This is a genomic window from Streptomyces pluripotens (genome assembly GCF_000802245.2).
Taxonomy (GTDB): Bacteria; Actinomycetota; Actinomycetes; order Streptomycetales; family Streptomycetaceae; genus Streptomyces; species Streptomyces pluripotens.
The window spans coordinates 3,365,574-3,388,841 of record NZ_CP021080.1; the positions used below are offsets into that span (position 1 = coordinate 3,365,574).

Consider the following 23,268-nt stretch of genomic DNA (forward strand, 5'->3'; position numbering starts at 1 on the left):
CGGCCACTGTCCTCGTCCCAGGGGTGGTCCACCATGAGCGGCTTCGACGACACCGCGCTGCAGAACCTGCGCGAAACGCTGCGCGGGCCCCTCCTCTCGCCCCGGGATCCGGGCTACGACGAGGCCCGCAGCATCTACAACGCGATGATCGACCGGCGGCCTGCCGCCATCGCGCAATGCGTTGACGTCGGGGACGTACGGGCAACTGTCACGGCCGCCCGCGAGGCTGGGGTGGAGCTGGCCGTGCGCGGCGGCGGGCACAGCGGCCCGGGCCTGTGCCTGGTCGAGGACGGGCTCACGCTCGACCTGTCCCCCATGCGCTGGGTCCACGTGGATCCGGCGGCCGGGATCGCGCGCGTGGGTGGCGGCAGTCAGTTGGGCGATCTGGACCACGCGGCACACGCCTTCGGCCTCGGTGTACCGGCCGGCATCATGTCGACCACCGGAGTGGGCGGTCTGACCCTCGGCGGCGGGCACGGGCACCTGACCCGCAGGTACGGGCTCACGGTCGACAATCTGCTGTCGGCCGACGTCGTCCTCGCCGACGGCAGTTTCGCCAGCGCCTCCGCGGAGGAGAACGCCGACCTGTTCTGGGCGCTGCGCGGCGGCGGCGGCAACTTCGGCGTCGTCACCTCCTTCACCTACCGTCTGCACCCGGTGGACACGGTCGGGGTGGCCGTGACGGTGTGGCCGCTGGACCACACCCGCGAGGTGCTCCAGTGGTACCGCGACTTCCTGCCCGGCGCGCCGGACGACCTCAGCGGCTTCTTCGCGCTCCTGGTCATCCCGCCCGGGCCGCCCTTCCCCGAGCCGATCCACGGACAGAAGATGTGTGCCGTGGTCTGGTGCTACACGGGCGACCTCGGCGGCGACCGTCTGGAACAGCGGCTGTCCGCGGTGAACGATCCGGCACCGACGGCCTTCCACTTCACCGCCCCCATGCCGTACCCCGCCCTGCAGGCCATGTTCGACCCGCTGATCCCCAAGGGGCTCCAGTGGTACTGGCGCGGCGACTTCTTCGACGCCATCCCCGACGAAGCCATCGCAGTCCACGAGAGGTACGGCCAGTCCATCCCCACCGGCCTGTCGACCATGCACATGTACCCGGTCAACGGCGCGGCGCACCGCGCCGGCGCCGGCGACACGGCCTGGTCCTACCGGGACGCCGTGTGGTCCAGCGTGATCGGCGGCATCGACCCCGATCCCGCCAACGCCGGGCTGATCCGCCAGTGGTGCGTGGACTACTGGACCGACCTGCACCCCCACTCCATGGGCGGCTCCTACATCAACTTCCTGGGAGAGGGAGAGGGCCCGGACCGGGTCCGGACCACCTACCGTGACAACTACGACCGGCTGGCCGCGGTCAAACACACCTACGACCCGGACAACTTCTTCCACGCCAACCAGAACATCCCGCCCGCGGCCGGATGAGCCAGTGCGGGGATCGGGTCGGACACGCTAGGAACGGCGGGCCGTTGCCGAGTTGGCGAGCCACTGGGACCAGGTGAGGTTCCAGTCACCGTAGCCGTTGCCCTCGGCGACCGTCTGGCGGGAGCCCTCGACCCGGATGACGTCACCGGGGATGACCCTGCGGTAGAAGCGTTCGGCGGTGCCGTCGGTGGCGAGTCCGACACAGCCGTGAGTGGTGTTGGCCCGGCCCGCGTAGGTGTTCGCGCCGGGATTCTGATGGACGTAGGTGCCGGACGTGGTGATGTGTACGGCCCAGGCGTAGTAGCCGTGGTAGGCGTCGCCGAGGCCTACGGTTCGGGAGTCCATGTAGACCTTGGGTGCCTTGTCCATCACCACCATGGTCCCGTTCCAGGTGTCCAGGCCGGGCCGGCCGGCGGTGACGGGTATTCGGGTGGCCGGCTTGCCGTCCTCGGTGACGGTCATGGTGTGGCTGCGCACGTCCACCGTCGCAGTGAGGGCACGGCCGATGGTGAAGTGCCGCACGGAGTTGGTGCCGACGTGCAGCGTGACGTGGGTGCCGGGCTTCCAGTAGGCGGGCGGACGGTAGTCGACGCGCTGTCCGCCGAGGAGGTTGCGGTCCTTGACCCAGCTCCATGCGCCGGTGACCGAGGGCGTGGTGCGGACCGTGAGCAAGTGCTCGACCTCGGCCCGCTGGGACGCTGGGACGGGGCGGGGAAAGGTGACGGATATCGGCATGCCGACGCCGACGGTGGCTCCCTCGGCGATGTTGACCTTGGCCTGGGCGAGCACGGTCGGCTCGTGGACGGCGGGCGCGCTCCGGCCGGGTGAGGCGGTGGCCGCGTCCCCGCCTGCGGTGGCGGACCGGGTGGGCTCGGTCGCCGCCGACGAGGCGGTGGCCGCGCATCCGGTCGCCGAGAGGACGAGTGCTCCGGCCGCCGCCAGGGCCCCGGCGAGGGTGCGAATGCGGCGCGGACGGCGGCCGGCCGAACGGTGCGTGGGCGTCGGGCAGTGCGTGGCCGTCGGGCGATGCGTGGACAAGGAGTTCCCCCTGCGTTGTGTGCTGACGTCGTGTATACGCACACCACCGCAGGTCGGGTTGCATCCTCACCTCGGGAAATTTCCAGCAGCCCGCCGCGGCCCCTGGCACGGCACGCACCGAACGGCAAGACCGCCGCGGTGACGGCGTCGCCGCGGTTGCGAACGGGGGAGGAACGACGGGCAGCACGCCGTATGATCGCACCCCGGGGACGGGATGCGGGGGGCCGATGACCGAGGAGGAGTTCGACGACTTCTACGCAGCTGCGTTTCCCCGCCTGGTGGGGCAGTTGTACGCCTTCACCGGCGACCACGCCGAGGCCCAGGACGTGGTGCAGGAGGCCTTCGTCAAAGCCTGGGACCGTCGTGCGTCGTTCGATGCCGCCTCGGCTCCGGAGGCGTGGATCCGCACCGTCGCCACCCGCTTGGCGGTCAGCCGCTTCCGGCGGGCCCGGCGCTGGCTGGAACTCGTCCGCAAGGACGCCCCACCGGAGCAGACTCCGGGGCCTGGTCCCGAGCACGTCGCCCTGGTCACCGCTCTGCGCGAGCTGCCCCGGCCACAGCGGCTGGCGATGGTCCTGTACCACGTGTGCGATCTGAGCGTGGACCAGATCGCGGCCGAGACCGGTTCCCCCGCCGGGACGGTCAAGGCGCGGCTGGCCCGTGGCCGTGCCGCCCTTGCCCGCCATCTGTCGTCCCAGGAGGCTGAGTCCATGACCGGGAGGGAGGAGGCCACACATGCCTCATGACCCTTCGGACCCGGCCGCCTCCGAGGAGACCACCGACCGGCTCACCCGCGCCTTGCGCGAGGTGGCCGGCCACGGTCGGCGCTCCGCGCCCACGACCGGCGCCTTCGTGCGGCGACGGGCCGTGCTGCGCCGCCGCGCCCGCCGAGCCGGGCTGGTCTCGGCAGGGCTCGTCCTGGCGAGCACGGCCGTCGTCACCGGCACCGCACTGCTGGACCGTGCCGACCGGTCGGCGACCCCGCCCGCGGGGACCACCTCCACGACCACGCCGGCACCGCACCCGTCGCCCGATGCGACGCCGGTCCACGACATCCGGATCGACCTCACCCACCTGGAACTCCACGCCGCCGGACGCACGTTCCCCATCTCCGCGCCCAGCGCGGACAAGGCCTTTCGCGCGGGCGACTCGGTCGCCCGGGTCACCGAACTCAACCGGCGCCTGAAGTTCGTTGCCCAGCCGGGCGGTGAGGTCGAGGAGCACGATTGGGTGCTGAGGTTCCAGGGGTCCCGGAAACTCCCGCACTTCATCTACGCAACCGTCGGCTCGGTGAAGGTGCCCGGGCGCCGTGCGCTGGGGCCAATAGGCCTGCGCACCGCCGACGCCCGCTGGTTGTACGAGCACACCGTGGTCGGCGCGAAGGTCACCATCACCGGCACCGGCACCGGCGGCTGACGGCTCCTCGGCGCCGCCCTCCCCGCCGTAGGTTCCAGTCCCCGGCAGGGCTCACGGGAGTGCGACCCTGCCCCTCGGTCGCCCTGGAAATTCGCGGGAGCCGACCTTCGGGACCGGCCCCGTTCACTCCGCCCGGGCCGCGGCCCGGGCGGCACCGGCCGTCCCCGAGGAACCGGGAGCCGGGGAAGGGCCGGCGAGCCGGTAGGAGCGTACGACGGCGACCGTGCTCCCGGTGACGAGTGCGGCGGCCCACGGGGCCAGATCACGCAGCAGCCCCGGGATGCCGGTGTCCGTCTCCGCACCGCGCGGAGGAACCCGGCCCTTGGGGTCGTAGACGACGGCGAGCGCGTCACCGGGCTGGGTCGTCTGCCCGCAGCCGCGCCAGATGCGGACCTTGAGCAGCGCTCCGCCGGAGTCCGTCACCGAGCAGAGATATCGGGCGCGCGCGGAGCCCGTCACCCGGGCGTCCTCGACCGACGTCACCACCACGGACTGCACCTGGCCGCGTTCCGCCAGCACCATCCCGGCAGCAGCCTGCGGCGCCTGGAGCGCGAGGAACACACCGAGCACCGCGGCGATGCCGACCAGCGCGCGTCCGGCTCCCACCAACGACAGGTACAGGGCCAGAGCCACCGCACACGCCAGGCCCGCCTCACCGTCGGCGAACGAGGGCCTCCCGGTCCAGGCGCCCAGGACCGCGGCACCGACGATCGCGCCGGTGCCCAGGGTGCCCGCGAGGATCCCCTCCCCGACCAGCCACCAGGGCGGCGTACCGACGAATTCCGCGGGGCCCCACACCGTGGTGCGCAGATGCGTCATGAGACTCGGCTGGGGGGAAGCCGAGGACCGGTGCCGTCCGCGCACACGCATCACCCCCCGCTTCCTTCCCCCCCGTCCGTCCGCGGGGAGGCCCGCTCACCATGGTCCTGCATGATGCAACAGCGGCAGGCGGCAGGCGGAGGGTGGGCCAATGGGGCACGCCCTGTGCACGGTCCAAAACGGCCGGGGCCACGGAAGCGTTCACACGCCGAGAAACTTGGCTGCCGCGGAGCACGGACGCCGCGGGACTCAGACGTTGTGCGCCGGCACGACTTCACCGATCCAGCCCAGTGGGTGCGGCTCCGGGTCGTCCAGGGCGGGAGCCGGAAGCTCCCCGACGGCCTTGTTGAAGGCGTTGAGCGCCTCGATGAGCGCCAGCCGCTGTGTCGGTCCGAGGCCTTCGACGATCTCGGCGATCTCCGCCCGACGCCGGGCGGTGACGTCCTCGACGGTGCGCCGTCCTTCCTCGGTCAGCTGCAACAGGGTCTCGCGGCGGTTGTCCGGATTGGTACGCCGGTCGGCGAGACCAGCGGCAATGAGCCGGTCGACCATCCGCATGGCCGTCGACGGCGCCACCTGGAGCAGCTCGGCGAGGGCGACCAGCTTCGTGGTGCCCCGGATGGACAGCACCACCAACATGCGGAACTGCGGCAGGGTCACCCGTTCCTCGACCTCGGCAAGCGAACGGGCGGAAACCGCCACCAGCAGGCGGGACGCGGTCAGTACCGCCCGGGTGACCGCGTCGACGTCGTCCAAAGGCCCAGCAGGGTTCTCGCGCTCCGGCATGTTTCCTTTCTACCGTGCCGGAGCCGCTGAACCCTCATGCGAGGGGAACAGACTTTCCTTGCACATGCCGGTGGTAACGGAGCAGCAGCATGGCCGCGTCGTCGTGGAGCGGCCCGGCGGCATGCCGCACCAGGTCCTCGCGCAGAGCCCCCAGTGCGTGCTCGGCATCGGGGTCCTTGAGCAGGTGGGCCCGGTCGCCGAGCGGGTAGAAGAAACCGTTCTCGTCCCGGGTCTCGGTGACGCCGTCCGTGTAGAGCAGCAGCTGCTCACCCGGGGTGAAGGGCACCCGGAACGGCTTCGGACCCTCGACCCCGTGGGCGCCCAGACCCAGGGGGAGGGCGTAGGCGGGCGGCTGCGGGAAGTCGGCGGTGCCGTCCTGGTGCACCACCATCGGTGCCGGATGCCCGTAGTTGAGGAAGACGACCTCGTGGGCGGCGCCGATCTCGGCGAGGACCGCTGTGACGAATTTCTCTCCCCCGAGCTCCCGGGCCGTACTGCGTTCCAGACGCTCGCCCAACCCGGCCAGGTCGGATTCGTCGTACGCGGCCTCCCGGAAGGCGCCGAGCACCACGGCGGCGGTCTCCACCGCGGCCAGCCCCTTGCCCTGCACATCCCCCACGATCACCCGCACACCGTGCGGCGAGGCGACCACCTCGTACAGGTCACCGCCGATGCGCGCCTCCGCGACCGCAGAGGTGTACGACACCGCGGCCTGCAGCGGGCCCGCGGTCCGCGGCACCGGCCGCAGCAGCACTCGCTGGGCCACCTCCGCGATCGACCGCACGCTGGCCAGCTCCGCCTCCCTGCGTGAACGCATCACCGCTGCGACGATGCCCACACCGGTGACACCGGCGACCGAAGCCATCGCCGTGAAACCCCGGCGTTCCTCGAACAGGCCGTCGTACAGCCCGAGCGCCACGCAGAGCAGCAGCGCAACGGCGCCGATCAGCACGGTGCGTCGCCATCCGCCGATCAGTCCGGCGAACGCCGGCCCGAGTGAAACCAGCGGCAGGAACCCCACCCCTGGCCCGGCGATGATGTCCGCAGCTGCCACCACGGCCATGGCCGCCGCGGGCGTCCAGGACAGCAGCGCAGAGCCCGGCGCCGCTTTGTCCGCGGTCATGCGTCCTCCTCCGGCACAGTCACCCTCCCTCTTCAGGCTATGCAAGGCTTCCCGTCCAGAAGTGCCTCTCGCTCCGGCCCTTTACCGAAGAGAGGCCGAGAGTGCGCTGACGGCCGCGTGCGGAGCCGAACCCTCCCGGTCGACACTGGCGATCAGATTTTGCCCTGTGCAAAGATTGCGCCCGGGGGGCCGCGCCGTCGGCCGAGGGCCGCCCGGCGCCCAGGAGTGGACCGGCACGGTATCGCGGGCAGGGGCGGCGCACCGGCCGACGGCAGGCCTCCCGCCACCGGATGTCGGGAACGCGGAACCGCCCCTTGCCCCCGCCCGTCCACAAGGGGGAGGGCAGAACCATCAAGGGCAGAACCTATCAAGGGCGGAACCCATCAGCCGGGGAGAAGAGGGGCAGTGGCCGCTGAGGTGCCGAGCCAGGGCAGGATGCCGGGCGATCGGGACGAGCGTCCTCCGGCCGTCCCCGATGCCGTATGGCGGCGCTTCCTCACCGACACCGACCATGCCATCCGCGCTTCCGCGCCCAGGAAGCCGTCCACACGGGAGCAGGCCACCGCGCTCCACGAGAGGTCGGTGGACGCGGTCGGCGAGCTGTGGGAGCGAAGGGGCCCGTGGGCCGGCCCGGCGTGGCGGGACGTGGACGGCCGGGCCCGGCGCCGACGCGTGGGCCACGTCCTCGGTTCGGTGGCCGTGATCGCCCTGGCCGTGAGTGCCCTGTCCTGTGTGCCCGCAGGCCCGGGCCTGCCCGGGGAAGGCCCCGCGGACGGTACGGCACAACGGTCCGAGGACGTGCCGCCGGACCGAGTGCCCGCGGTGACCGGCCTTTCGACCGGGCCGATCCGCACGGGCACCGCGCAGCCGGCGCCCCGTACCGGGTGAGGCCAGGACGGCCCTGAAGGCCCCCGGCCGGCCAGCGCCCCGTCAGGCCAACGCAAAATAGCGGAGCCACACGTAGCCGAGCGATATGGCCACGGTCACCGCGGTCACGACCAGCCCGTACTTGGTGAACTGCCAGAAGCCGATGGGCTGGCGGTTGCGTTCGGCGATGCCGAGGACGACGACGTTCGCCGAGGCGCCGATGGCGGTGGCGTTGCCCCCCAGGTCGGCTCCGAGCGCGAGGGCCCACCACAGGACGTGACCGCCTGCACCGCCCATGTCACGGACCAGTTCGCTGGTGATGGGCGCCATGGTCGCGACGTACGGGATGTTGTCCACGATGCCGGACAGCACCGCCGACCCGCCGAGCAGGGTCATGGCGCCGCCGAGTTCGTTGCCACCGATGAGGTCGGCCAGCCGGTGGGAGACCTCGCCGACGACACCGGTGTCGATGAGTCCGCCGATCATGATGAACAGGCCGGCGAAAAAGGCGAGCGTGGGCCACTCCACCTCGGACAGCACGTCGCTCGTCTCGACGGAGGACACGGCCACCAGCAGCCCGGCTCCCAGCAGGGCGACGATGCTGGGCTCGTAGTGCAGCACCGGATGCAGCACGAAGCCGGCCACGACCAGGGTCAGGACGATCAGCCCCTGCACCAGCAGCCGCGGATCCTTGATGGCCTCCCGCTCCTCCAGCGCCATGATCTCGGCGGCACGGTCGCCGTCGTAGACGAACGCGCTGCGGAAGAGCACCCGGCACAGGGCGATCAACACGACCACCAGCACCACGACGAGCGGGGCCAGGTTGACCAGGAAGTCATTGAAGGTCAGGCCGGCCCGGCTCGCGATGATGATGTTCGGCGGGTCGCCGACCAGGGTCGCGGTGCCGCCGATGTTCGAGGCCATCACCTCGGCGATCAGGAACGGCGCCGCGGGCAGCGCCATGCGCTCGCACACCAGCAGGGTCACCGGGGCGATCAGCAGGACCGTGGTGACGTTGTCGAGCAGGGCGGAGGCCAGGGCGGTGATGACGACAAGCATGACCATGACCCGGAAGGGCTTGGCCTGGGCCCGCTTGACCGCCCAGATCGCCAGATACTCGAACATGCCGGTCTTCTTGAGTACACCGACGATCATCATCATGCCCATGAGCAGGAAGATGACGTTCCAGTCGACACCGGAGTTCTCGGAGTAGAACGCCGAGACGTCGTCGGTCGCCCCGATCGCCAGCATCAGGCCGGCACCGCCGAGGGCCACGGCGACCCGGTGGATCTTCTCGCTGATGATCAGGGCGTACGCGCCGACGAAAACGACGATCGCCGCCCAGCTGTGCCAGTCGTTCACGATCCTCCGGTTGCCGAGATTGCTGAGGGGGCTTGCGAGGGCGCACTCGCGGGGGCGTCCGCGTCGGCACCGCCGTCCGGGATGCCCGCGAGGTCGTCGACGTCGAACGCGCGGGCGATCGGCACGTCGGTGGAGCTGTGGGCGACGATCGAGAAGGCGATGCACACGGCGATCAGCGTGAACGCCTCCCGTGCCTGCGGAATGCCGGACTGCAGCACCAGCAGCCCGTACACCACCGAGGCGAAGCCCTTCGGGCCGAACCAGGCAGCCACCAGCTTCTCCTGCCGGGAGATACGGGTGCCGAGCAGCGACAGCAGCAGCGACGCCGGGCGGATCAGCAGGATCGCCAGCAGCACCGCCACATAACCGCCGAACGAGAGGTCACCGAACAGCTGCGGGGTGAGCAACGCGCCGAAGACCAGCAGTGCGGCGAACTTCGCCAGCTCGGCGAGGGCCTCACCCAGCGGTTCGAAGGACTTCTTGGCCTCCGGCGAGACGTGCGCGAGGACCGCACCCGCCGAGAATGCCGCCAGGTACGGGTTGGCGTGCGTCAGGTGGCAGGTGGCGTACAGGATGACCCCGGTCGCCAGCGGCAGCAACGGCTGCAGCTTCGGCTCCGCGCCCAGCAGGCGGAACCGTACCAGCCCGTTGACCAGCAGGGGCAGGACGACACCGAGGGCCAGACCGAGCAGCAACTCGGCCGCGATCTTCCCCGGTTCCGCATCGGCACCGCCCGCCGTCGGGCCGGCAGCGGCGATCAGGACGAGAACGACCGGTAGGGCGAGCCCGTCGTTGATGCCACTCTCCACGTTCAGCAGCTGACGCAGCTTGACCGGGACCTCGGCACGCCCGACGATCGCCGAGGCGAACACGGGGTCGGTGGGCGCCAGGACCGCCCCCACCAGGAGCGATGTCGTCCAGTCCAGTCCCACCAGGTAGTGGGTGACCAGCCCCATGAAGACGAACGCGAGCGGCATGCCCAAGCCGAGGGCGCGCGCCGGGTTGCGCCAGTTGGAGCGCAGTTTCGGCAGCGAGACGTGCATGCCGTCGGTGAAGAGCACCGCGAACAGCGCGAGGTCCGCCGTCACCGAGACGATCTCGCTGTCCGGCGTGATGTGGATCAGGCCGAGAAAGCCGTCGCTGACGAGTGCGCCACCAGCCAGGAAGAGCAAGGACGTGGAGAGCACCGTCCGAGCCGCGAGGCCCGACAGCAGCACCGCCACGAGCAGGGCGACGCCGAACACCACCACCAGCACCATGTCCAAGATCCCCGATCGGAAGAGAGACGTATCCTCAAACTCGCCGACCAGGCTTCCCGGCACACCACCGGGAACCTTACCTTTCCTTGACGCTTCTTTGACAGGCCGCTGCCGGGCACTGCTCGGGCCCCTGCGTTGCCGGTTCCCGGCAATTCAGAGCAAGCGGACGACCGGCGCCCGCTTCACCCCCCGCCGGCATGACCTGCCAGGCCGGGTCGGACCGGGATACGACATACCTGCTGAAACAGGCTGGAGCGGGCCATACCTACCAACCGGACCGGAGCACGACATACCTGCCGAACCGGGCCGGGGCACGGCGGACCGGCTAGGCCGGTGCCGGACCGTGCGATGTCGCGGCAAGCAGGCGTTCGAGAAGATGAGAGGCGGTTATCACACCGAGCAGGCGCCCACCCGACTTGTCCTTCTCCGCGCCGACCACCTCGTCCTCCTCGACAACGGCCACCAGCGGGCTGCGTGCCTGCGCCATCTGCGCGGCGACCTCCAGCGCGGTGTCGTCCGCCGCGGCGACGGGCGGCGGGGGCACGCTCTGCGACAGGCACTCGCTCACCTTGCGGCCGGCCAGTGCCTCGCACAGCCGGTCGGCGTGACGCTCGTCGACCACCGCCGCGAGGGTGGGGTCCTCGACCACATAGGCCGGCACCAGGATCTTGATCATCTGGGAGGCGGGCAGAATCGCCCGTGGGGCGCCTTGGTCGTCGACCACCAGCAGGGCGGGCAGCCGGTGTTCGGCCATCAGCCGGGCCGCGTCCAGGGCGTCGCTGTCAAGGCCGATCGTCTCGTACTCCACCGCCAGGTCACGCGCGCGCACGCTCGGCTCCTGTCTCAGGCTCGCTCGTACGATCACGATACAACCGGCGGGCGGCGAACGGACATCCTCCCGGTCCCCGGTCCGCTCCGCCCGGCGACCGGGGACCGGAGGCCCGCTGCGCGGCCGGTGCCGTGAACGCCCGGATCGTTTCGGTCTCGCTGTCCGTGCGCCAGACCAGCCCACCGTTCGCGCCGGGACTGCCCAGAACGCGGTAGGCGCCCGCACGCCGGCGGTCCCGGCGGACCAGTAACGCCGTGCTCAGGGTGACGACCGCGAACGCGGCCGACACGGGAGCGAGGAAGTACACCATCAGTGTTCCCCTCCCCGGACGACGCGGGCCCGGGTGATGGCCGACTCCACGGCCGCCACCCGGTCTGCCAGCAGGCCCAGGGCGGCCACCGCCCGGGCCAGCGGGTCCTCCTCCGGGCCACCGAGCGTGCGGGCCCGGACGTGGGCGGTCTTCACCTCGGCCCAGCGGGCGGCCTGTTCGGCGGTGAGCGTGCCACACAGTTCGGCCAGCTTCAGCAGGTTGGCCTCGGCGCCCGTGGTGAGGGTCTGGGCCTCGGCCGTGTAGTGGTCGTGGACGACGGCATCGCGTTCGGCGCCGTTCATGACCGGCCGCAGCCGCTGGGCAATCCGGTTCATGTCCCGGTAGGAGCCCTGCAGCCGGAACGGCGGCTCGGTACGGGCCTCCTCGGCCTGGGCGGCCGATGCGATGTAGGCCGCGTTGACGGTGAGCACCGTGTCGCGCACCGCCAGCAGATGGCGCAGCACGGCCAGGACACGGTCCAGATCGGCCTGCGGTATCGGGTGGGCGAGGCGGTCGGCACGGGCCGTGGGGTCAGCCGCAGCCAGCCTGACCAGCAACTCCAGATCGGCGCGCTCGCGGGCGGCGAGCGGGGCCAGCGCCGGGTTGGCCGTCAGGGCGTTCTCGACGAAGCTGAGCGCGAAGGCGTCCTCCTTGCCGGTGAGTACGTCGCCGAGGTTCCAGACGTCGGCCCGGTTGGCGAGCATGTCGGGGATGCGGAACCGCTCACCGGACTCGGTGTAGGGATTGCCGGCCATGCACACCGCGAACCGCTTGCCGCGCAGGTCGTAGGTGCGCGGCCCGCCGTCCCACACCCCGTCGATACGGCGGGTGGCGTCGCACAACGGGATGAACTTCTGCAGCAGCTCGGGCGAGGTGTGCTGGATGTCGTCTAGGTAGAGCAGGGTGTTGTTGCCGGCTGCCAGCGCGAAGTTGATCTTCTCGATCTCGCGGCGGGCGGTGGCGTTCGGGGCGTCTGCCGGGTCCAGCGAGGTGACGGAGTTCCCGAGCGCCGGGCCGCTGACCTTGACCAGCATCAGGCCGAGCCGGTCGGCGACGTACTCCATCAGGGTCGTCTTGCCGTAGCCGGGCGGGGAGACCAACAAGAGCAGCCCACCGGTGTCGGTGCGCTTGCCCGCGCCAGTGGTGCCGAGTTGGCGGGCCAGGCTGTCGCCGACCAGCGGCAGGTACACCTCGTCCACCAGCCGGTTGCGGACGAAGGCCGACATGACGCGGGGCCGGTGGTCGGCCAGCCGCAGCCGGTCGCGTTCGGCAGCCAGCAGGGAACTGCGGCGGCCCTGGTAGGCGCGGAACGCGGGCACGTCGTGCGCCGCGAACCGGGCCGTCCGGGCCAGGAACTCGTCCAGCCGCACCGGCAGCCGGCCGCCGGCGATCCGCGGATGGGTGCCCAACAGGCCCTCGGCGGTCGCGGTCAGCGGGGCGTCGCCTTCGTAGCGGGGCAGGTCTCGACACAGCTCGGCGGCGACCGCCTCGGCCAGTTCACCGGGAGCGGCGTCGGTGCCGGTCGCAGCGGCGTACGAGCCGAGCCAGGCCTCGGCGACCTGCCGGCGCGCGGACAGCTCGGTCAGCCCCTCCAAGTCCCGGCCGTAGTCCGAACTCCCCACCGTGTGCCGGAACTTCTCCAGCAGGGTGCGGGCGGCAGCGCCCAGCACGAAGCCCTCGGGACCACAGGTCAGTTCCTCGAAAAGGTACGCGGCAGCCGGAGCACCCGCCAGCTGCGGGTCCCAGGCCTCGATGACCCCGGCCAGCTCCCGCTGCAGCTCGCCGATCGCCGGCACATCGCCGAAGGTGTCCCTGGCCCGGGCCAGGGACACCGCCCGCCGCACCCAGTCGGTCCGGTCCGCCTCGGTGGCGGCATGCGCCCAGAACAGCTGGGCGGCGGCCCGGGCGGCGGGCTCGTGCCGCAGGGTTCCCGCACCGTCGTACAGGGGCAGCAGGGCAGTGAGGATCACGGTGGTGTCGTGGTCGTGGACGCCACGCTCGTAGCCCTCGTCGTACGACTCCTGCGCCGCCCGGCGCACCAGGGCGGGCAGGTCAGCGGCGGCGAGGACGGCCGGACCGTGCCCGGCCAGCAACCGGGCGGCGAGGTGTTCGGCACGGTAGACCTCGGGTGACTCGGACGGGAGGTGGCGGTCCCAGAAGGGGCGGGTCGCGGCGAAGTCCGGGTCGGTGACGAGGGCGCGGTAGTCGGTTCCGGTGACGGCGTAGGCCAGGCCGTCACCGTGCGGCACGAGGGACAGGTCGAGCGGCTGGGTGTTGACGGCGAACCGGTGACCGCCGAGCAGCAGGGTGCGGCCGTCGTCGACGTACAGGTCGGTGCGGTCGCGCAGCGCGCGGGCAGCCTCCTGACGGGCCGTCTTGAGCCGGCCGTCGAGTTCCTCGGCCCGCACGCTGTCGCCGAGAAAACGCAGTTCCGCGGCGGTACGGCGGACCTTGGCGACCAACGGGTCGGAGGCGAAGTAGGTGGTGACGGCGTCGGTGTCGGCGAGCGTCGCCACGCGCCTGCCGATCGTCTCCAGCACCCGCCCCGCCGACACGGCGAGCTGTTCGGCGCGTCGGGCGAGGGCGTCGGCGAGGGACTGCTTGCGGGCGGCGAACGCCTCGTAGATCTCGGTGCGCTTGTCCGCGAGTTCGGTGAGGAAGTCATCGAACTCGGCGAAACGGCCGTCCAGGTCCTCCACCCGGGAGAGCACGCCGGTGAGCTGGTCGTCGCACTCCTGCGGGGTGCCGGACGCGGCGAGCGCGGCGGTGACGGCCTGGGCGAGCAAGGCCGTCTCGGCGGCGAACTCCGCTCGCCCCTCGTGGTCCTGGAGGCCGCGGCGGCGGGCGTCGAGGGTGGCACGAGCTCGGTTCACCCCGCCCAGCACGTCGGCGATGCGCTCCAGCACGGCGGTACGGACCGTGGCGTCGGCGATGTCGAGGCCGGCGACGACCTCGGTGACCGTGCGCAGCCCGTCGGCGAGGTCGTCCAACCGGGCGGTGACGGGTGCCGCGGCGGCGACCGTCTCGATCGACTCCGCCTCGGCGACGAGCCGTGCGACGTCCTCCTGGTGAGTGGCGAAGGCGTCCTCGCGGGCCAGGAAGGTCACCGCGCGCCGCCCGAACGCGCCGAGGTCCGCCTCCGTTTCGGCGGCCAGCGCATCCACCCGGGCGGCGTCGACGTACCGCAGCTCCTTCAGGGTGAGCACGTGGCCGTGTGCCTGCCGGAGTTCGGTCAATCCGCGCACCCAGGCCGCGGCCTCGCGCGGGGCTTCGCCGCGCAGCCGGCGCACCACGGAGGCGATCCGTTCGGCGGCCTCGTCCAGGGCGTCCGCTGCCTGCCGGGTCAGGTCCCGTACGGTCTCGAACTCCGCCAGCACCTGCTCGGCGGTCTCCCGGACCGCCTCCAGCGGCTCGTGCAGGCCACCCAGTCCGGGCTCGGCGAGCCAGTGGTGGCTGTCGGCGGCGCGCACACAGGCGGCTGCCAGTGCCCGGTAACCCTCGCCCGTCCCGATGCCGTCGGCCACCAGCCGGGCGACGGACAGGCAGTCGGCGAGCCCGCGCACGAGGTCCGCGTTGCCGACCCGGGCCAGCTCGCCGGTGCCAGTGCGCAGGGCGGCGGCATGGGTGTCGGAGACGTACGGCGAGGTCCACCACTGGAGCGGGTGGGTGCGCGCGGGTTCGCCGTCCTTGGTGCGCAGCACGGCGAGGCCGCCGTCGTCGAACAGCGCCCAGCCACGGCACGGCAGCGGGGTCGCGACCTCCTTGCGCAGGGTGTTGTACGACAGCAGCAGGGCGCGGCCCTCGGCCCGGGAGCGGAACGCGTACAGCACGTCCTCCCCGTTCGGGGCACGCACCTCGCACTCGAACTCCAGTGCCTGCACATCGAGTTCGTACGCCTTGTGTGCGCCGCCGGCCAGACAGTACCCGCCGGGGAACACGATGCCCTGCTCCTCGGGCAGCCGGCGGCAGGCCTGCCCGATGCCGTCCAGCCGGACCACCGTCCGGTTCAGGGTGTCGAACACCAGGTACCGGTCGGCATCCTCCTTGTACGGCCGCACTCGCAGCAGCACCAGTGCTCCCACGCGGGCGTGGGCGACACCGGCATCGGCGAGCGACTGCAGCGGCTCCTGCACCGGTTCGGCGAACAACTCCTCACCGTCCCGGGTACGCACGGTGAGGAAACCCCCGACGGTGGCCACGCCCAACCCACCGGGCACCGCGACGTACGGATCCCGCAGGTCACGACCGTCACGCGCATCCCGGCCGAGGACGTGGTCCTCCCGGGTGGTCTGCGTCCAGGCCACGTCGTGCGCGGGTGGGAAGGCGTCGTCGCGGTCGCCCCGGGCGTCCAGGAACTCCGCCCGGCCACCGTCCGTCAGGGCCCACCGCAGGGCGCGGACGTCGTCGGCCTTCTCGCCCGTGCGGAACACCGCCAGCAGCCGTCCGCCGACCCGGCGCAGCCGCAGCAGGCGCGCCTGCCGGTAGTAGCGGTGCAGCGCGGTGAACTCCTGTACGAACGCCGGGTCGTCGAGAAGGCCCGGTACGGCGTCTTCGGGCAGCCGGTTGCCGTCCCGGTCGTACAGGGCGAGCACGTCGCCGACGGCGATCCCGGTCCCGTCGTCGCCGCGCCCCGTTCCGCCGAACAACAGGACGTCCCCGACGGCCACGATGTCGCACGGCACGCAGCCGTGTGCGGTGCCGAGGCGCTCGGTGGCCGTGAGCTCCAGCCGGGCCGAGCCGAACTCCTCGGCGCGGCGGTCGTTCAACGCCTCGGCACGCCGGGTGAGGTCAGCGGCCTGAGCGGCGAGCCGGTCGCGGAGCACCTCGTAGGTGCCGGTGTCGACCGTGCCGTGGGTGCCGGCGTCCACCGTGTCGTCGTTCGAGCCCGTCTCCGGGACGACGGTTGCCATGGAGGATGTTCCCTTCGAGAACTGCGGTGAGCTGTGAGGAAGCCATGAGGAGCTACAAGGAGCAGCTCAGGGGGAACGGCGAAGAGCCGCCGGGGTGTGCGTACCGGCCGGGGCCGCCGCCAACCCCCGTTCGGCGGCGGCCCCGGCCGGTGGCCTCCCATGCATCGCCGCCCCCGTACGGCGATGCCCCCCTTGCGGCGCCGCCCCCGTGCGGCGGCCGTTCTGCCGCGGCTCTCGGTCCGGTGCGGCCGGAGCCGTCCAGCCGGACCAAGGAGCCGTTCAGCCCCGGACCATGGAGCCGTTCAGCGCGGCGAGCGGGGTGTCGGACAGGCCCAGTTCGCCCGCCCGGTCCAGCAGTTCCTGGAACCGGCCGGCCTGCGGGCCACCGCCCTTCATCAATCCCATCAGCAGCGCCGACACCGTCAGGTTCTGCACATCGGCCGTGCCGAACGAGCCGAGGATGCGGGTCAGGTCGTCGGTGAAGCTCGACGAACCGTCCAGCCAGGGCCCGGCCAGCGACTGAGCGGTGCTGGAGTTGGCGACGAAGCCGTCGACCGACTTGCCGAGCGAGACCGCCGAGACGAGCCGGTCGAAGAAGACGGACTCCCCGCCGACGATGTCGATGTCGGCGTTCTCCAGACCGGTCGCCAGCACCGTGGCCTGGGCCTCGGCGACCTGCCGTTGGGTGTCCAGCCCGGCCAGCCGGATCTCCTTCTCCGCCTCCAGCCGCAGCCGGTACTCCTCGTGTCCGCGCGAAGCCTCGTCCAGGGCGGCCATCGCCGCCGCCTTCTCGGTCAGGCCCGCCGCTTCGGCCTTCAGCTTCTCGCCGATGCCGGCGGCCTCCGCAAGCGCCTTGGCCTGAGTGCCGTCGGCCTCCGCACGCAGCCGCGCCTGGGTGGCCTCCGCCTCCGCCCGACCGGCCTTCTCGATGACCTCGGCCTCCTTGTCACGGACCTGCACCGCGGCCAGACCCTCAGCGGCGGCCTCCGCCTGGACAGCCTCGGCAAGCCGCAGCTTGGCCTGCGCGTCGAAGTCCGCGGTCTTCAACCGGGCCTCGGCGAGAGTGAGTTCCTCGGCAGCGCGGTGGGTGGCGGCCTGCTCTGCGGCCTCGGCGGCCTTGATGTCCTTGACCAGCTTCTCCTGCGCCTCCGCCTCGGCGGCGATGACGATGGCCTGCCGCTCGCGCTCGGCCTGCTCCACGGCGCGCAGCTTCTTGATGGACTCCTCTTGTTCGGCGACCGTACGGTCCACCGCGACCCGCTCGCGGATGACCTCGGCGATCTCCCGCTTCTCCGCCTCGACTTCCTTCTCCGCGGCGATCTGCGTCAGCTGGGTCTCCCGCTCTCGGGCGATGACCTCCAGCAGCCGGTCCTTCTCGATCCGCTCGTTCTCCACGGCGATGACCCGCTCGCGGTTCTTCGCGGCGACGGCGATCTCCCGGGACTGGTTCTCGCGCTGCACGCCGAGCTGTTCCTCGGTGCGCAGGAAGGCGGTCTGGGCACGCAGCCGCTCCTCCTCCACGACCCGTGCGGTCTCGGCCTCCTCTCGGGCGCGGGACGTCTCGATCTCCCTCTTCTGCTTGATCTCGGCGTCCGTCTGCCGGCGCTCCAGCTCCAGAATGGCCTCGCGGGCGTCGACGTCCTGCCGGGTGATCTCCTTCTCCTCCGTGCGCTTGGCCTCGTTGGTGCGCACGTGCTCGACCGCCGTCAGCTCGGTGATCTTGCGAATGCCCTGGGCATCGAGGACGTTGGCCGGGTCCAGCTGAGTCAGCGGCGTCTGCTCCAGATAGTCGATCGCCGCGTCCTCCAGGTGGTAACCGTTGAGGTCGACACCGATCAACTCAATGATCTGGAAGCGCAGTTCCTCCCGCTTGGTGTAGAGGTCGGTGAAGTCCATCTGCTTGCCGACGGTCTTCAGCGCCTCGGAGAACTTCGCGTGGAACAGCTCCTGCAGCGTGGCCTGGTCACTGGCACGCGCGGTACCGACGGCCTGGGCGACCTTGATGACGTCCTCGGCCGTCTTGTTGACCTTGACGAAGAACGAGATGCGGATGTCCGCCCGGATGTTGTCCCGGCAGATCAGCCCGTCCCGACCGGAGCGGGTGATCTCGATCGTCTTCACCGAGATGTCCATGACCTCGGCCTTGTGCAGCACCGGCAGCACGACCTGCCCGGTGAAGCTCACCTCCACCTTGCGGATCTTCGACACGATCAGGGCACGCCCCTGCTCCACCTTGCGATAGAGCCGGGACAGCAGGAACAGCACGAACAGCGCGGCGAACAGGCATACGGCGATGAGCACGCCGAGGGCTTCCATAGCATACGTCCTTGCATCAGGCAACGAGGTCGGAGCCCCCGTGGTTCCGGTGCCGGACATCTGCCGATGTCCGGCACCGGAACCCTCCATAGCGCTCCCCACGGAGGATGGTGCGTGAGGGGGGCATGCTCCCGCATTGCCGGTTTCCGGCAGAGTTCACTAGGGTCTGCATGCCGGACCGGCACTCAGTGAACGCCGTCGGCCCGTAAAGATCACCAGGGGGAACGGGGCAGCGTGACCGAGCAGCAGGACATACCCGAGCGCTATCTGAACGGTTTCGTCCGCACGCTGGCCGACGTCGCGGCCACCGGTCGACGCCTGACCAGAGACGAGCTCAAAGCCCATCGGACACTGGGCGAACAGGCCGCGGAGTCCGGGCAGGGGCTGCGTGCCCTGGTCGTCGCCCACCTCGCCGCCGCCCGGGCCTCCTGGCCCCAGGCTCCCGGCTCGGCCGACAGCGCGCTGGGCGCCGTGCAGCAGGCGGTCGACGCGTTCGCCGAAGGGTACGAACGTGCCCAGCGCAGCGCCGTGCGCCGGGAGGAAGCCGCGCGCCGGGAGTTCATCGACGACCTGCTCTACGGCCGCAGCGACTTGGGCCGGCTCGCCGAACGCGCCGAACGTTTTGGTCTGCGGCTCTCCCGCGCCCACTCGGTAGCTGTTGCCGAGGGTTCCGCCGCGTACGGGGAGGGTGACCCGGTCGCCCGTCAGGTCGAGGCCGCCGTCCTAGCCCGGTTCGACGCCCGCAGCATCCTGCTCACCACCAAGAACGGCCGACTGCTGTGCGTGGCCCCCGGTGACGAGGAGGAGGTCATCGTCCACTTCGCCAAACAGGCGTACGCGGCCACGGACGGCGGCCGGGTCGCGATCGGCCGCCCGCAGCCCGGCCCCGGCGGGGTCGTGCAGTCGTACGAAGAGGCCTTGGCCGCACTGGAGATGGCCGCCCGCCTCGACCTGGAGGAGCCGGTGCTGCGCGCCGCCGACCTGCTGGTGTACCCCGTCCTCACCCGGGACCGGCAGGCGATGGCCGACCTGGTCTCGCACACCCTCGGCCCGCTCACCTCGGCCCGGGGCGGTGCGCTGCCCCTACTGGACACCCTCACCGCATACTTCGACTCCGGCTGCGTGGCCGCCGAGGCCGCCCGCCGCCTCTCGCTGAGCGTGCGCGCACTCACTTACCGCCTGGAGCGCATCCACAAGCTCACCGGCGCCAATCCAGCCGACCCCGCCCACCGATACACGCTCCAGACGGCGGTGATCGGGGCACGATTGCTGGACTGGCCGAACAGACCGCTGTGAGCGGCGCCCGGCCGCACCGGGCAACGGTACGACCGGCCGCCGGACCGGAAAGTACTTGCATTCTTGGAAAGTACTATCCATGATGACGATGTGTGGAACAGAGAGTTGACTGACCATCAACGCAGTGACCTCACCGCAGTACACCAGAGCGCATCGGAGGCGCACACATGACCAGTGCGGGGGACTCGATCGACGCACGGCAGGCGGCGCAGGCACTCGGCGCCGCGCAGGCAGCCCAGGCCGCGGCCCGCACAGCGGGCCGGATCCGTTCCCGCGGCTACGGCATCGCCCAAGGCCCTGTATGACCGGCCACCCGGGCGACGCGCCCCCAGCTCTGGACCGGGAACTGCACCACCCCAACCGGCTGGCCCTCACCGCCTACCTCTCCGCCTGCGGTGAAGCCGAGTTCGGGGTGCTGCGCGACTACTGCGGGGTGTCCGACTCCACGCTGAGCAAGACCCTCTCCGCCTTGGAGAAGACAGGCCACGTCAGGGTCCGCAAGGGCCACCTGGGCAAACGCCCGCGCACCTGGGCCTCCCTCACCATCAGCGGCCACCGGGCGCTGGCCGGCCACCTGGCGGCCCTGGAGGAGATCGCGGCCACGGCCCGCCGGGCGGGTGCCGGGGCGCAGGACGCAAACGACGCCTGACACGCGCGCCTTACCGCGCACCCGCACCCGCACCCGCACCCACGGAGGAAACGACAGGCCGCCCTACCCCTCGTCACCCCTCGTCCCCCCCTCGTCACCCCTCGTCCTCGTCGACCGTCCGCACCGGGGTCGTCTCCCCCGGCTCCCGCGGCTCGGCGAGTTCCGCCCGGACGAGCAGTACGTCACCGATGAAGAGGTCGTAGATCAGGATCCCGATCACGCCGCCGACGAGCGGCCCCACGATCGGGATCCACCAATAGGCGCTGAACGCGCCGGACTCGCTCCCCGGGAAGGCCAAACTCTGCCAGCCCGCCACCCAGGTGAAGAGCCGCGGCCCGAAGTCACGCGCCGGGTTGATGGCGTAGCCCGCGTTGGCCCCGTAGGACATGCCGATCGCGGCGACGATGAAACCGACGATGAGGGGGGCGAGGTTCGCCTTCACCGCCTGGTTGCGCAGGTCAATGATGGCGACGACGAACATGACCAGGAAGGCCGTACCGACGATCTGGTCGATCAGCGGACCCGCGACACCACCATGGAAGTAGGGCGCCGGGAAGGTGGCGAAGATGGAGAACGAGGCGAGCGTGTGCCCGTTCGTCTTCGGCGCCGTCGACGCGCTGTCGTAGGCGCTGATGGCGTTGTGGTAGACGAGGTACACCAGCGCAGCGCCCGCGAACGCGCCCACCACCTGCGAGATGATGTACGGCACCACCTTGACCCAGGCGAACCCACGGCGCACGGCCATGGCCAGCGTCACCGCCGGGTTGATGTGGGCACCGCTCACACCGCCGGCCACATAGACACCGAAGGCGACGGCCAGTGCCCAGCCCCAGGTGATCAGCAGCCAGTCTCCGGCCGCGAGGAAGATCGTGGTGGGTGTGGCGGCACGGCCCGAGCCGGGCAGCGCGGCGACCGCCATCGCCACCACGCCGCAGCCGAAGGAGATGAGGACGAAGGTCCCGAGGAACTCCGCGAGGCACTCGCCCAGCAGTCCTCCGCGGCTTCTGAGCCGGGACGGCTTGATGAGCGCCGGTATTTCGACAGCCATTGAGGCCCCCTCGAAGAGAGCAATGCGGCCAACATCCCCATATTGGCCCACAAACTCCCACTACGCAGGATGACAGGACCCCGTCAGCCGTCGAGGTCGTCGGCGTACCGCCGGAACCCGTGCCGCTCCCGGTGCATGCTCCACAGGGTCTCGGCCAGCACGACTGGGTCCCTCCGGGGGTGCCCCGGCACGATCGCCCCCGAGATCACCAGCTGCGCGACATGGATGCCCTCGCGGGCCAGCCGTTCGTGCAGCAGAAGCCCGTACGCGCTCTCCGCGGCGAACGCGATCGAAGTCCCCGCCCGCTCCGGGCGGGGCACGGCGGCGGTACCCCCGTTGACGAACAGGATGGTGCCGCGTCCCAGCCCCCGCATCCCCGGCAACACCCGCTGCACCGCGACGACAGGCCCGTACACCGAGAACTCGACCGGTCCGACGAGGTCGCGGTGCCCGGTCTCCAGCACGGGCCGCATGAAGTCCCGGTGCGGCACCGGACTGTACTGCAGCACCTCGACGGTGCCGAGCGCGTCGGCGGCGCTGTCCAGAGCCGCGGCCAACTCCTCCGGCTTGCGCACATCGGCGCCGAACCCGCAAGCGGTGACCCCGTCGGCTCCCAGAAGGCCGGCGATCTCATCAAGCCGGTCCCGGTCCCGGGCGATCAGCGCGACACCGAAACCCTCCCGCCCGAACCTACGCGCAACGGCGGCCCCCAGCCCGGGCCCCGCACCCACGATCGCGACACTGCTCATGCCGGGCATCCGTACCGCGCCCGGCACGGCCGCACACACCGCTCACCCGCCCCGGCCCCACATCAGGACGGCCGGACATGACGGGAGCTCAGTCAGCCGGGCACGGCCGACCCGGTCCCGGCACGAGTCAGGACACTCCCGGGGACGGGGCCACGACGTGACCGCCCTTGTCACCCTCCGGCAGTACCCCCCGCATCCGCTCCAGCTGCACCCGGGTCAGGGCCCGTACGACGAGGGCCCCCGCCACGGCCGAACCGACGACGGCAGCGTCGAACACCAGCAACGGCCCCACCCCGGTGTAGGTACGGGCGATGATCTCATCGGTGGAGTCGCGGTACACGAATCCCACTCCGCTCAGCATTCCGATCAGCCACAGCACCCACCACACGTTGAGGGAGGCGGGCAGCTTCCGACCCGGAGCCGAGGCGTGGAACACATCGGCGACGATCCCCCGCGGAATCCAGAGGTTGACGATGGGCACGCACCATCCGGCGTAGACCCAGAACCCCGCGTACTTGGGCACCTGTCCCGACAACGCCTTCGCGTTGTCCCGCACCCGCCACAGCCACCCGATGAAGAAGACCGCGCACAGGAGGCCGCCGACGCTCCCGGCAGCATTGACGAAATGGTAGGAGTCCTCCAGTGCATTGAGCGGCCGGTGCACTCCGTTCCCCTGAACGGGCGGCCCTGACGCCGGCTCCCCGGCCAGTGCCAGCCGGATCTCCCACACACCCCGCACGACCCAGACCAATCCGGCGAGCAGCAGTGCCCCGGCTGCCAGCTGTCCCGACAACCGGATCGGCCGAAGCCCGAAGGGGTAGGCAATGGGTTGGTCCATCTGTTCTGTCACCGGAGCATCCTGACGTACCGGTTGGACGGACCGCCAGGGGCCTGTGACCAGCGCTTCGCCGGTCCGGGCAATGGGTTGCCCATCCCGGCGCGCGAAGCCGGCACCGCGCTCGTGCCGCCGGCCACCGGTCCGGTCCCCGGCCCGCGACGGGCCCGGGACGGCCAGGACAGTTCGGGCGGCACGCGTTCCGCTTCGCACCACGATGACGGG

At 71.3% G+C, this 23,268-nt stretch carries 19 protein-coding genes; 7 read left to right on the top strand and 12 right to left on the bottom strand.

Features of this window, described 5'->3' with window-relative positions; genetic code table 11:
* The first annotated feature begins 33 nt into the window (after nucleotides 1-33).
* A complete protein-coding gene (locus LK06_RS15105; protein ID WP_039653527.1) occupies nucleotides 34-1,431 on the top strand; it encodes an FAD-binding oxidoreductase in 1,398 nt (465 codons plus the stop codon).
* Between the two features lie 27 nt (nucleotides 1,432-1,458).
* Here LK06_RS15105 and LK06_RS15110 read toward each other — a convergent pair whose 3' ends face one another.
* A complete protein-coding gene (locus LK06_RS15110) occupies nucleotides 1,459-2,469 on the bottom strand; it encodes a L,D-transpeptidase (protein WP_063837882.1) in 1,011 nt (336 codons plus the stop codon).
* A 227-nt stretch (nucleotides 2,470-2,696) separates the two neighbouring features.
* Between LK06_RS15110 and LK06_RS15115 the strand changes: the two genes are divergently transcribed.
* Nucleotides 2,697-3,215, top strand: coding sequence for a SigE family RNA polymerase sigma factor (locus LK06_RS15115; RefSeq protein WP_039653529.1), 519 nt, complete (start codon nucleotides 2,697-2,699; stop codon nucleotides 3,213-3,215).
* Nucleotides 3,205-3,885, top strand: a complete 681-nt coding sequence (locus LK06_RS15120; RefSeq protein ID WP_043432683.1) for a hypothetical protein — start codon at nucleotides 3,205-3,207, stop codon at nucleotides 3,883-3,885. The genes LK06_RS15115 and LK06_RS15120 overlap by 11 nt, the downstream gene beginning before the upstream one ends.
* A gap of 123 nt (nucleotides 3,886-4,008) precedes the next feature.
* Here the strand turns inward: LK06_RS15120 and LK06_RS15125 are convergent, their stop codons facing one another.
* The 3 genes from LK06_RS15125 to LK06_RS15135 all read right to left on the bottom strand — a co-directional run bounded on the left by LK06_RS15125 (nucleotide 4,009) and on the right by LK06_RS15135 (nucleotide 6,613).
* Nucleotides 4,009-4,704 carry a hypothetical protein gene (locus tag LK06_RS15125; RefSeq protein WP_052269982.1) on the bottom strand — a complete coding sequence of 232 codons (696 nt, stop codon included), beginning with the start codon at nucleotides 4,702-4,704 and terminating at the stop codon, nucleotides 4,009-4,011.
* A 249-nt stretch (nucleotides 4,705-4,953) separates the two neighbouring features.
* A complete protein-coding gene (locus LK06_RS15130) occupies nucleotides 4,954-5,490 on the bottom strand; it encodes a MarR family winged helix-turn-helix transcriptional regulator (protein WP_043434477.1) in 537 nt (178 codons plus the stop codon).
* A gap of 34 nt (nucleotides 5,491-5,524) precedes the next feature.
* Nucleotides 5,525-6,613: a PP2C family protein-serine/threonine phosphatase gene (locus LK06_RS15135; protein ID WP_039653533.1), complete on the bottom strand. Its 1,089-nt coding sequence runs from the start codon at nucleotides 6,611-6,613 to the stop codon at nucleotides 5,525-5,527.
* A gap of 405 nt (nucleotides 6,614-7,018) precedes the next feature.
* Here LK06_RS15135 and LK06_RS15140 point away from each other — a divergent pair, with 405 nt between their 5' ends.
* Entirely contained in the window at nucleotides 7,019-7,501 is a 483-nt protein-coding gene (locus LK06_RS15140) for a hypothetical protein (RefSeq protein ID WP_043434474.1), read from the top strand.
* A gap of 42 nt (nucleotides 7,502-7,543) precedes the next feature.
* On the opposite strand, the gene LK06_RS15145 is transcribed toward LK06_RS15140, so the two are convergent.
* The 5 genes from LK06_RS15145 to LK06_RS15170 all read right to left on the bottom strand — a co-directional run bounded on the left by LK06_RS15145 (nucleotide 7,544) and on the right by LK06_RS15170 (nucleotide 18,466).
* Nucleotides 7,544-8,842: an ArsB/NhaD family transporter gene (locus LK06_RS15145; protein ID WP_039653537.1), complete on the bottom strand. Its 1,299-nt coding sequence runs from the start codon at nucleotides 8,840-8,842 to the stop codon at nucleotides 7,544-7,546.
* Nucleotides 8,839-10,101, bottom strand: coding sequence for a cation:proton antiporter (locus LK06_RS15150; RefSeq protein ID WP_043434471.1), 1,263 nt, complete (start codon nucleotides 10,099-10,101; stop codon nucleotides 8,839-8,841). The genes LK06_RS15145 and LK06_RS15150 overlap by 4 nt, the downstream gene beginning before the upstream one ends.
* Before the next feature lie 325 nt (nucleotides 10,102-10,426).
* Nucleotides 10,427-10,930, bottom strand: a complete 504-nt coding sequence (locus LK06_RS15155) for a CBS domain-containing protein (protein ID WP_039653541.1) — start codon at nucleotides 10,928-10,930, stop codon at nucleotides 10,427-10,429.
* A gap of 309 nt (nucleotides 10,931-11,239) precedes the next feature.
* Nucleotides 11,240-16,150 (bottom strand): DNA repair ATPase, encoded by a 4,911-nt coding sequence (locus LK06_RS15165; protein ID WP_052318983.1) that lies wholly within the window; start codon nucleotides 16,148-16,150, stop codon nucleotides 11,240-11,242.
* Between the two features lie 279 nt (nucleotides 16,151-16,429).
* Nucleotides 16,430-18,466, bottom strand: a complete 2,037-nt coding sequence (locus tag LK06_RS15170; protein ID WP_039653544.1) for an SPFH domain-containing protein — start codon at nucleotides 18,464-18,466, stop codon at nucleotides 16,430-16,432.
* Nucleotides 18,467-18,700: 234 nt separating this feature from the next.
* Between LK06_RS15170 and LK06_RS15175 the strand changes: the two genes are divergently transcribed.
* From LK06_RS15175 to LK06_RS15180, 3 genes are all read left to right on the top strand, one after another.
* Nucleotides 18,701-19,762, top strand: coding sequence for a PucR family transcriptional regulator (locus LK06_RS15175; protein WP_039653546.1), 1,062 nt, complete (start codon nucleotides 18,701-18,703; stop codon nucleotides 19,760-19,762).
* Between the two features lie 167 nt (nucleotides 19,763-19,929).
* Nucleotides 19,930-20,067: a hypothetical protein gene (locus tag LK06_RS33195; protein WP_159025130.1), complete on the top strand. Its 138-nt coding sequence runs from the start codon at nucleotides 19,930-19,932 to the stop codon at nucleotides 20,065-20,067.
* The gene (locus tag LK06_RS15180) at nucleotides 20,064-20,411 is read left to right on the top strand and encodes a transcriptional regulator (RefSeq protein WP_043404679.1); all 348 of its coding nucleotides are present in this window, start codon (nucleotides 20,064-20,066) and stop codon (nucleotides 20,409-20,411) included. Before LK06_RS33195 ends, LK06_RS15180 begins: the two co-directional genes overlap by 4 nt.
* A 94-nt stretch (nucleotides 20,412-20,505) precedes the next feature.
* Here the strand turns inward: LK06_RS15180 and LK06_RS15185 are convergent, their stop codons facing one another.
* From LK06_RS15185 to LK06_RS15195, 3 genes are all read right to left on the bottom strand, one after another.
* Nucleotides 20,506-21,459: an MIP/aquaporin family protein gene (locus LK06_RS15185; RefSeq protein WP_039653549.1), complete on the bottom strand. Its 954-nt coding sequence runs from the start codon at nucleotides 21,457-21,459 to the stop codon at nucleotides 20,506-20,508.
* 83 nt (nucleotides 21,460-21,542) lie between these two features.
* Entirely contained in the window at nucleotides 21,543-22,208 is a 666-nt protein-coding gene (locus LK06_RS15190) for an SDR family NAD(P)-dependent oxidoreductase (RefSeq protein WP_174673880.1), read from the bottom strand.
* 127 nt (nucleotides 22,209-22,335) lie between these two features.
* Complete coding sequence (locus LK06_RS15195; RefSeq protein WP_411572772.1) at nucleotides 22,336-23,058, bottom strand: DUF4328 domain-containing protein; 723 nt, start codon at nucleotides 23,056-23,058, stop codon at nucleotides 22,336-22,338.
* Nucleotides 23,059-23,268 lie beyond the last annotated feature (210 nt).

Excerpts from the sequence above, each read along its gene's own strand:
- LK06_RS15180 (WP_043404679.1), top strand. The coding sequence starts at position 20,064 with ATGACCGGCCACCCGGGCGACGCGCCCCCAGCTCTGGACCGGGAACTG.
- LK06_RS15115 (WP_039653529.1), top strand. The coding sequence starts at position 2,697 with ATGACCGAGGAGGAGTTCGACGACTTCTACGCAGCTGCGTTTCCCCGC.
- LK06_RS15185 (WP_039653549.1), bottom strand. The coding sequence starts at position 21,459 with ATGGCTGTCGAAATACCGGCGCTCATCAAGCCGTCCCGGCTCAGAAGC.
- LK06_RS15105 (WP_039653527.1), top strand. The coding sequence starts at position 34 with ATGAGCGGCTTCGACGACACCGCGCTGCAGAACCTGCGCGAAACGCTG.
- LK06_RS15165 (WP_052318983.1), bottom strand. The coding sequence starts at position 16,150 with ATGGCAACCGTCGTCCCGGAGACGGGCTCGAACGACGACACGGTGGAC.
- LK06_RS15170 (WP_039653544.1), bottom strand. The coding sequence starts at position 18,466 with ATGGAAGCCCTCGGCGTGCTCATCGCCGTATGCCTGTTCGCCGCGCTG.
- LK06_RS15135 (WP_039653533.1), bottom strand. The coding sequence starts at position 6,613 with ATGACCGCGGACAAAGCGGCGCCGGGCTCTGCGCTGCTGTCCTGGACG.
- LK06_RS33195 (WP_159025130.1), top strand. The coding sequence starts at position 19,930 with ATGACCAGTGCGGGGGACTCGATCGACGCACGGCAGGCGGCGCAGGCA.
- LK06_RS15120 (WP_043432683.1), top strand. The coding sequence starts at position 3,205 with ATGCCTCATGACCCTTCGGACCCGGCCGCCTCCGAGGAGACCACCGAC.
- LK06_RS15150 (WP_043434471.1), bottom strand. The coding sequence starts at position 10,101 with ATGGTGCTGGTGGTGGTGTTCGGCGTCGCCCTGCTCGTGGCGGTGCTG.
- LK06_RS15125 (WP_052269982.1), bottom strand. The coding sequence starts at position 4,704 with ATGACGCATCTGCGCACCACGGTGTGGGGCCCCGCGGAATTCGTCGGT.
- LK06_RS15190 (WP_174673880.1), bottom strand. The coding sequence starts at position 22,208 with ATGAGCAGTGTCGCGATCGTGGGTGCGGGGCCCGGGCTGGGGGCCGCC.
- LK06_RS15130 (WP_043434477.1), bottom strand. The coding sequence starts at position 5,490 with ATGCCGGAGCGCGAGAACCCTGCTGGGCCTTTGGACGACGTCGACGCG.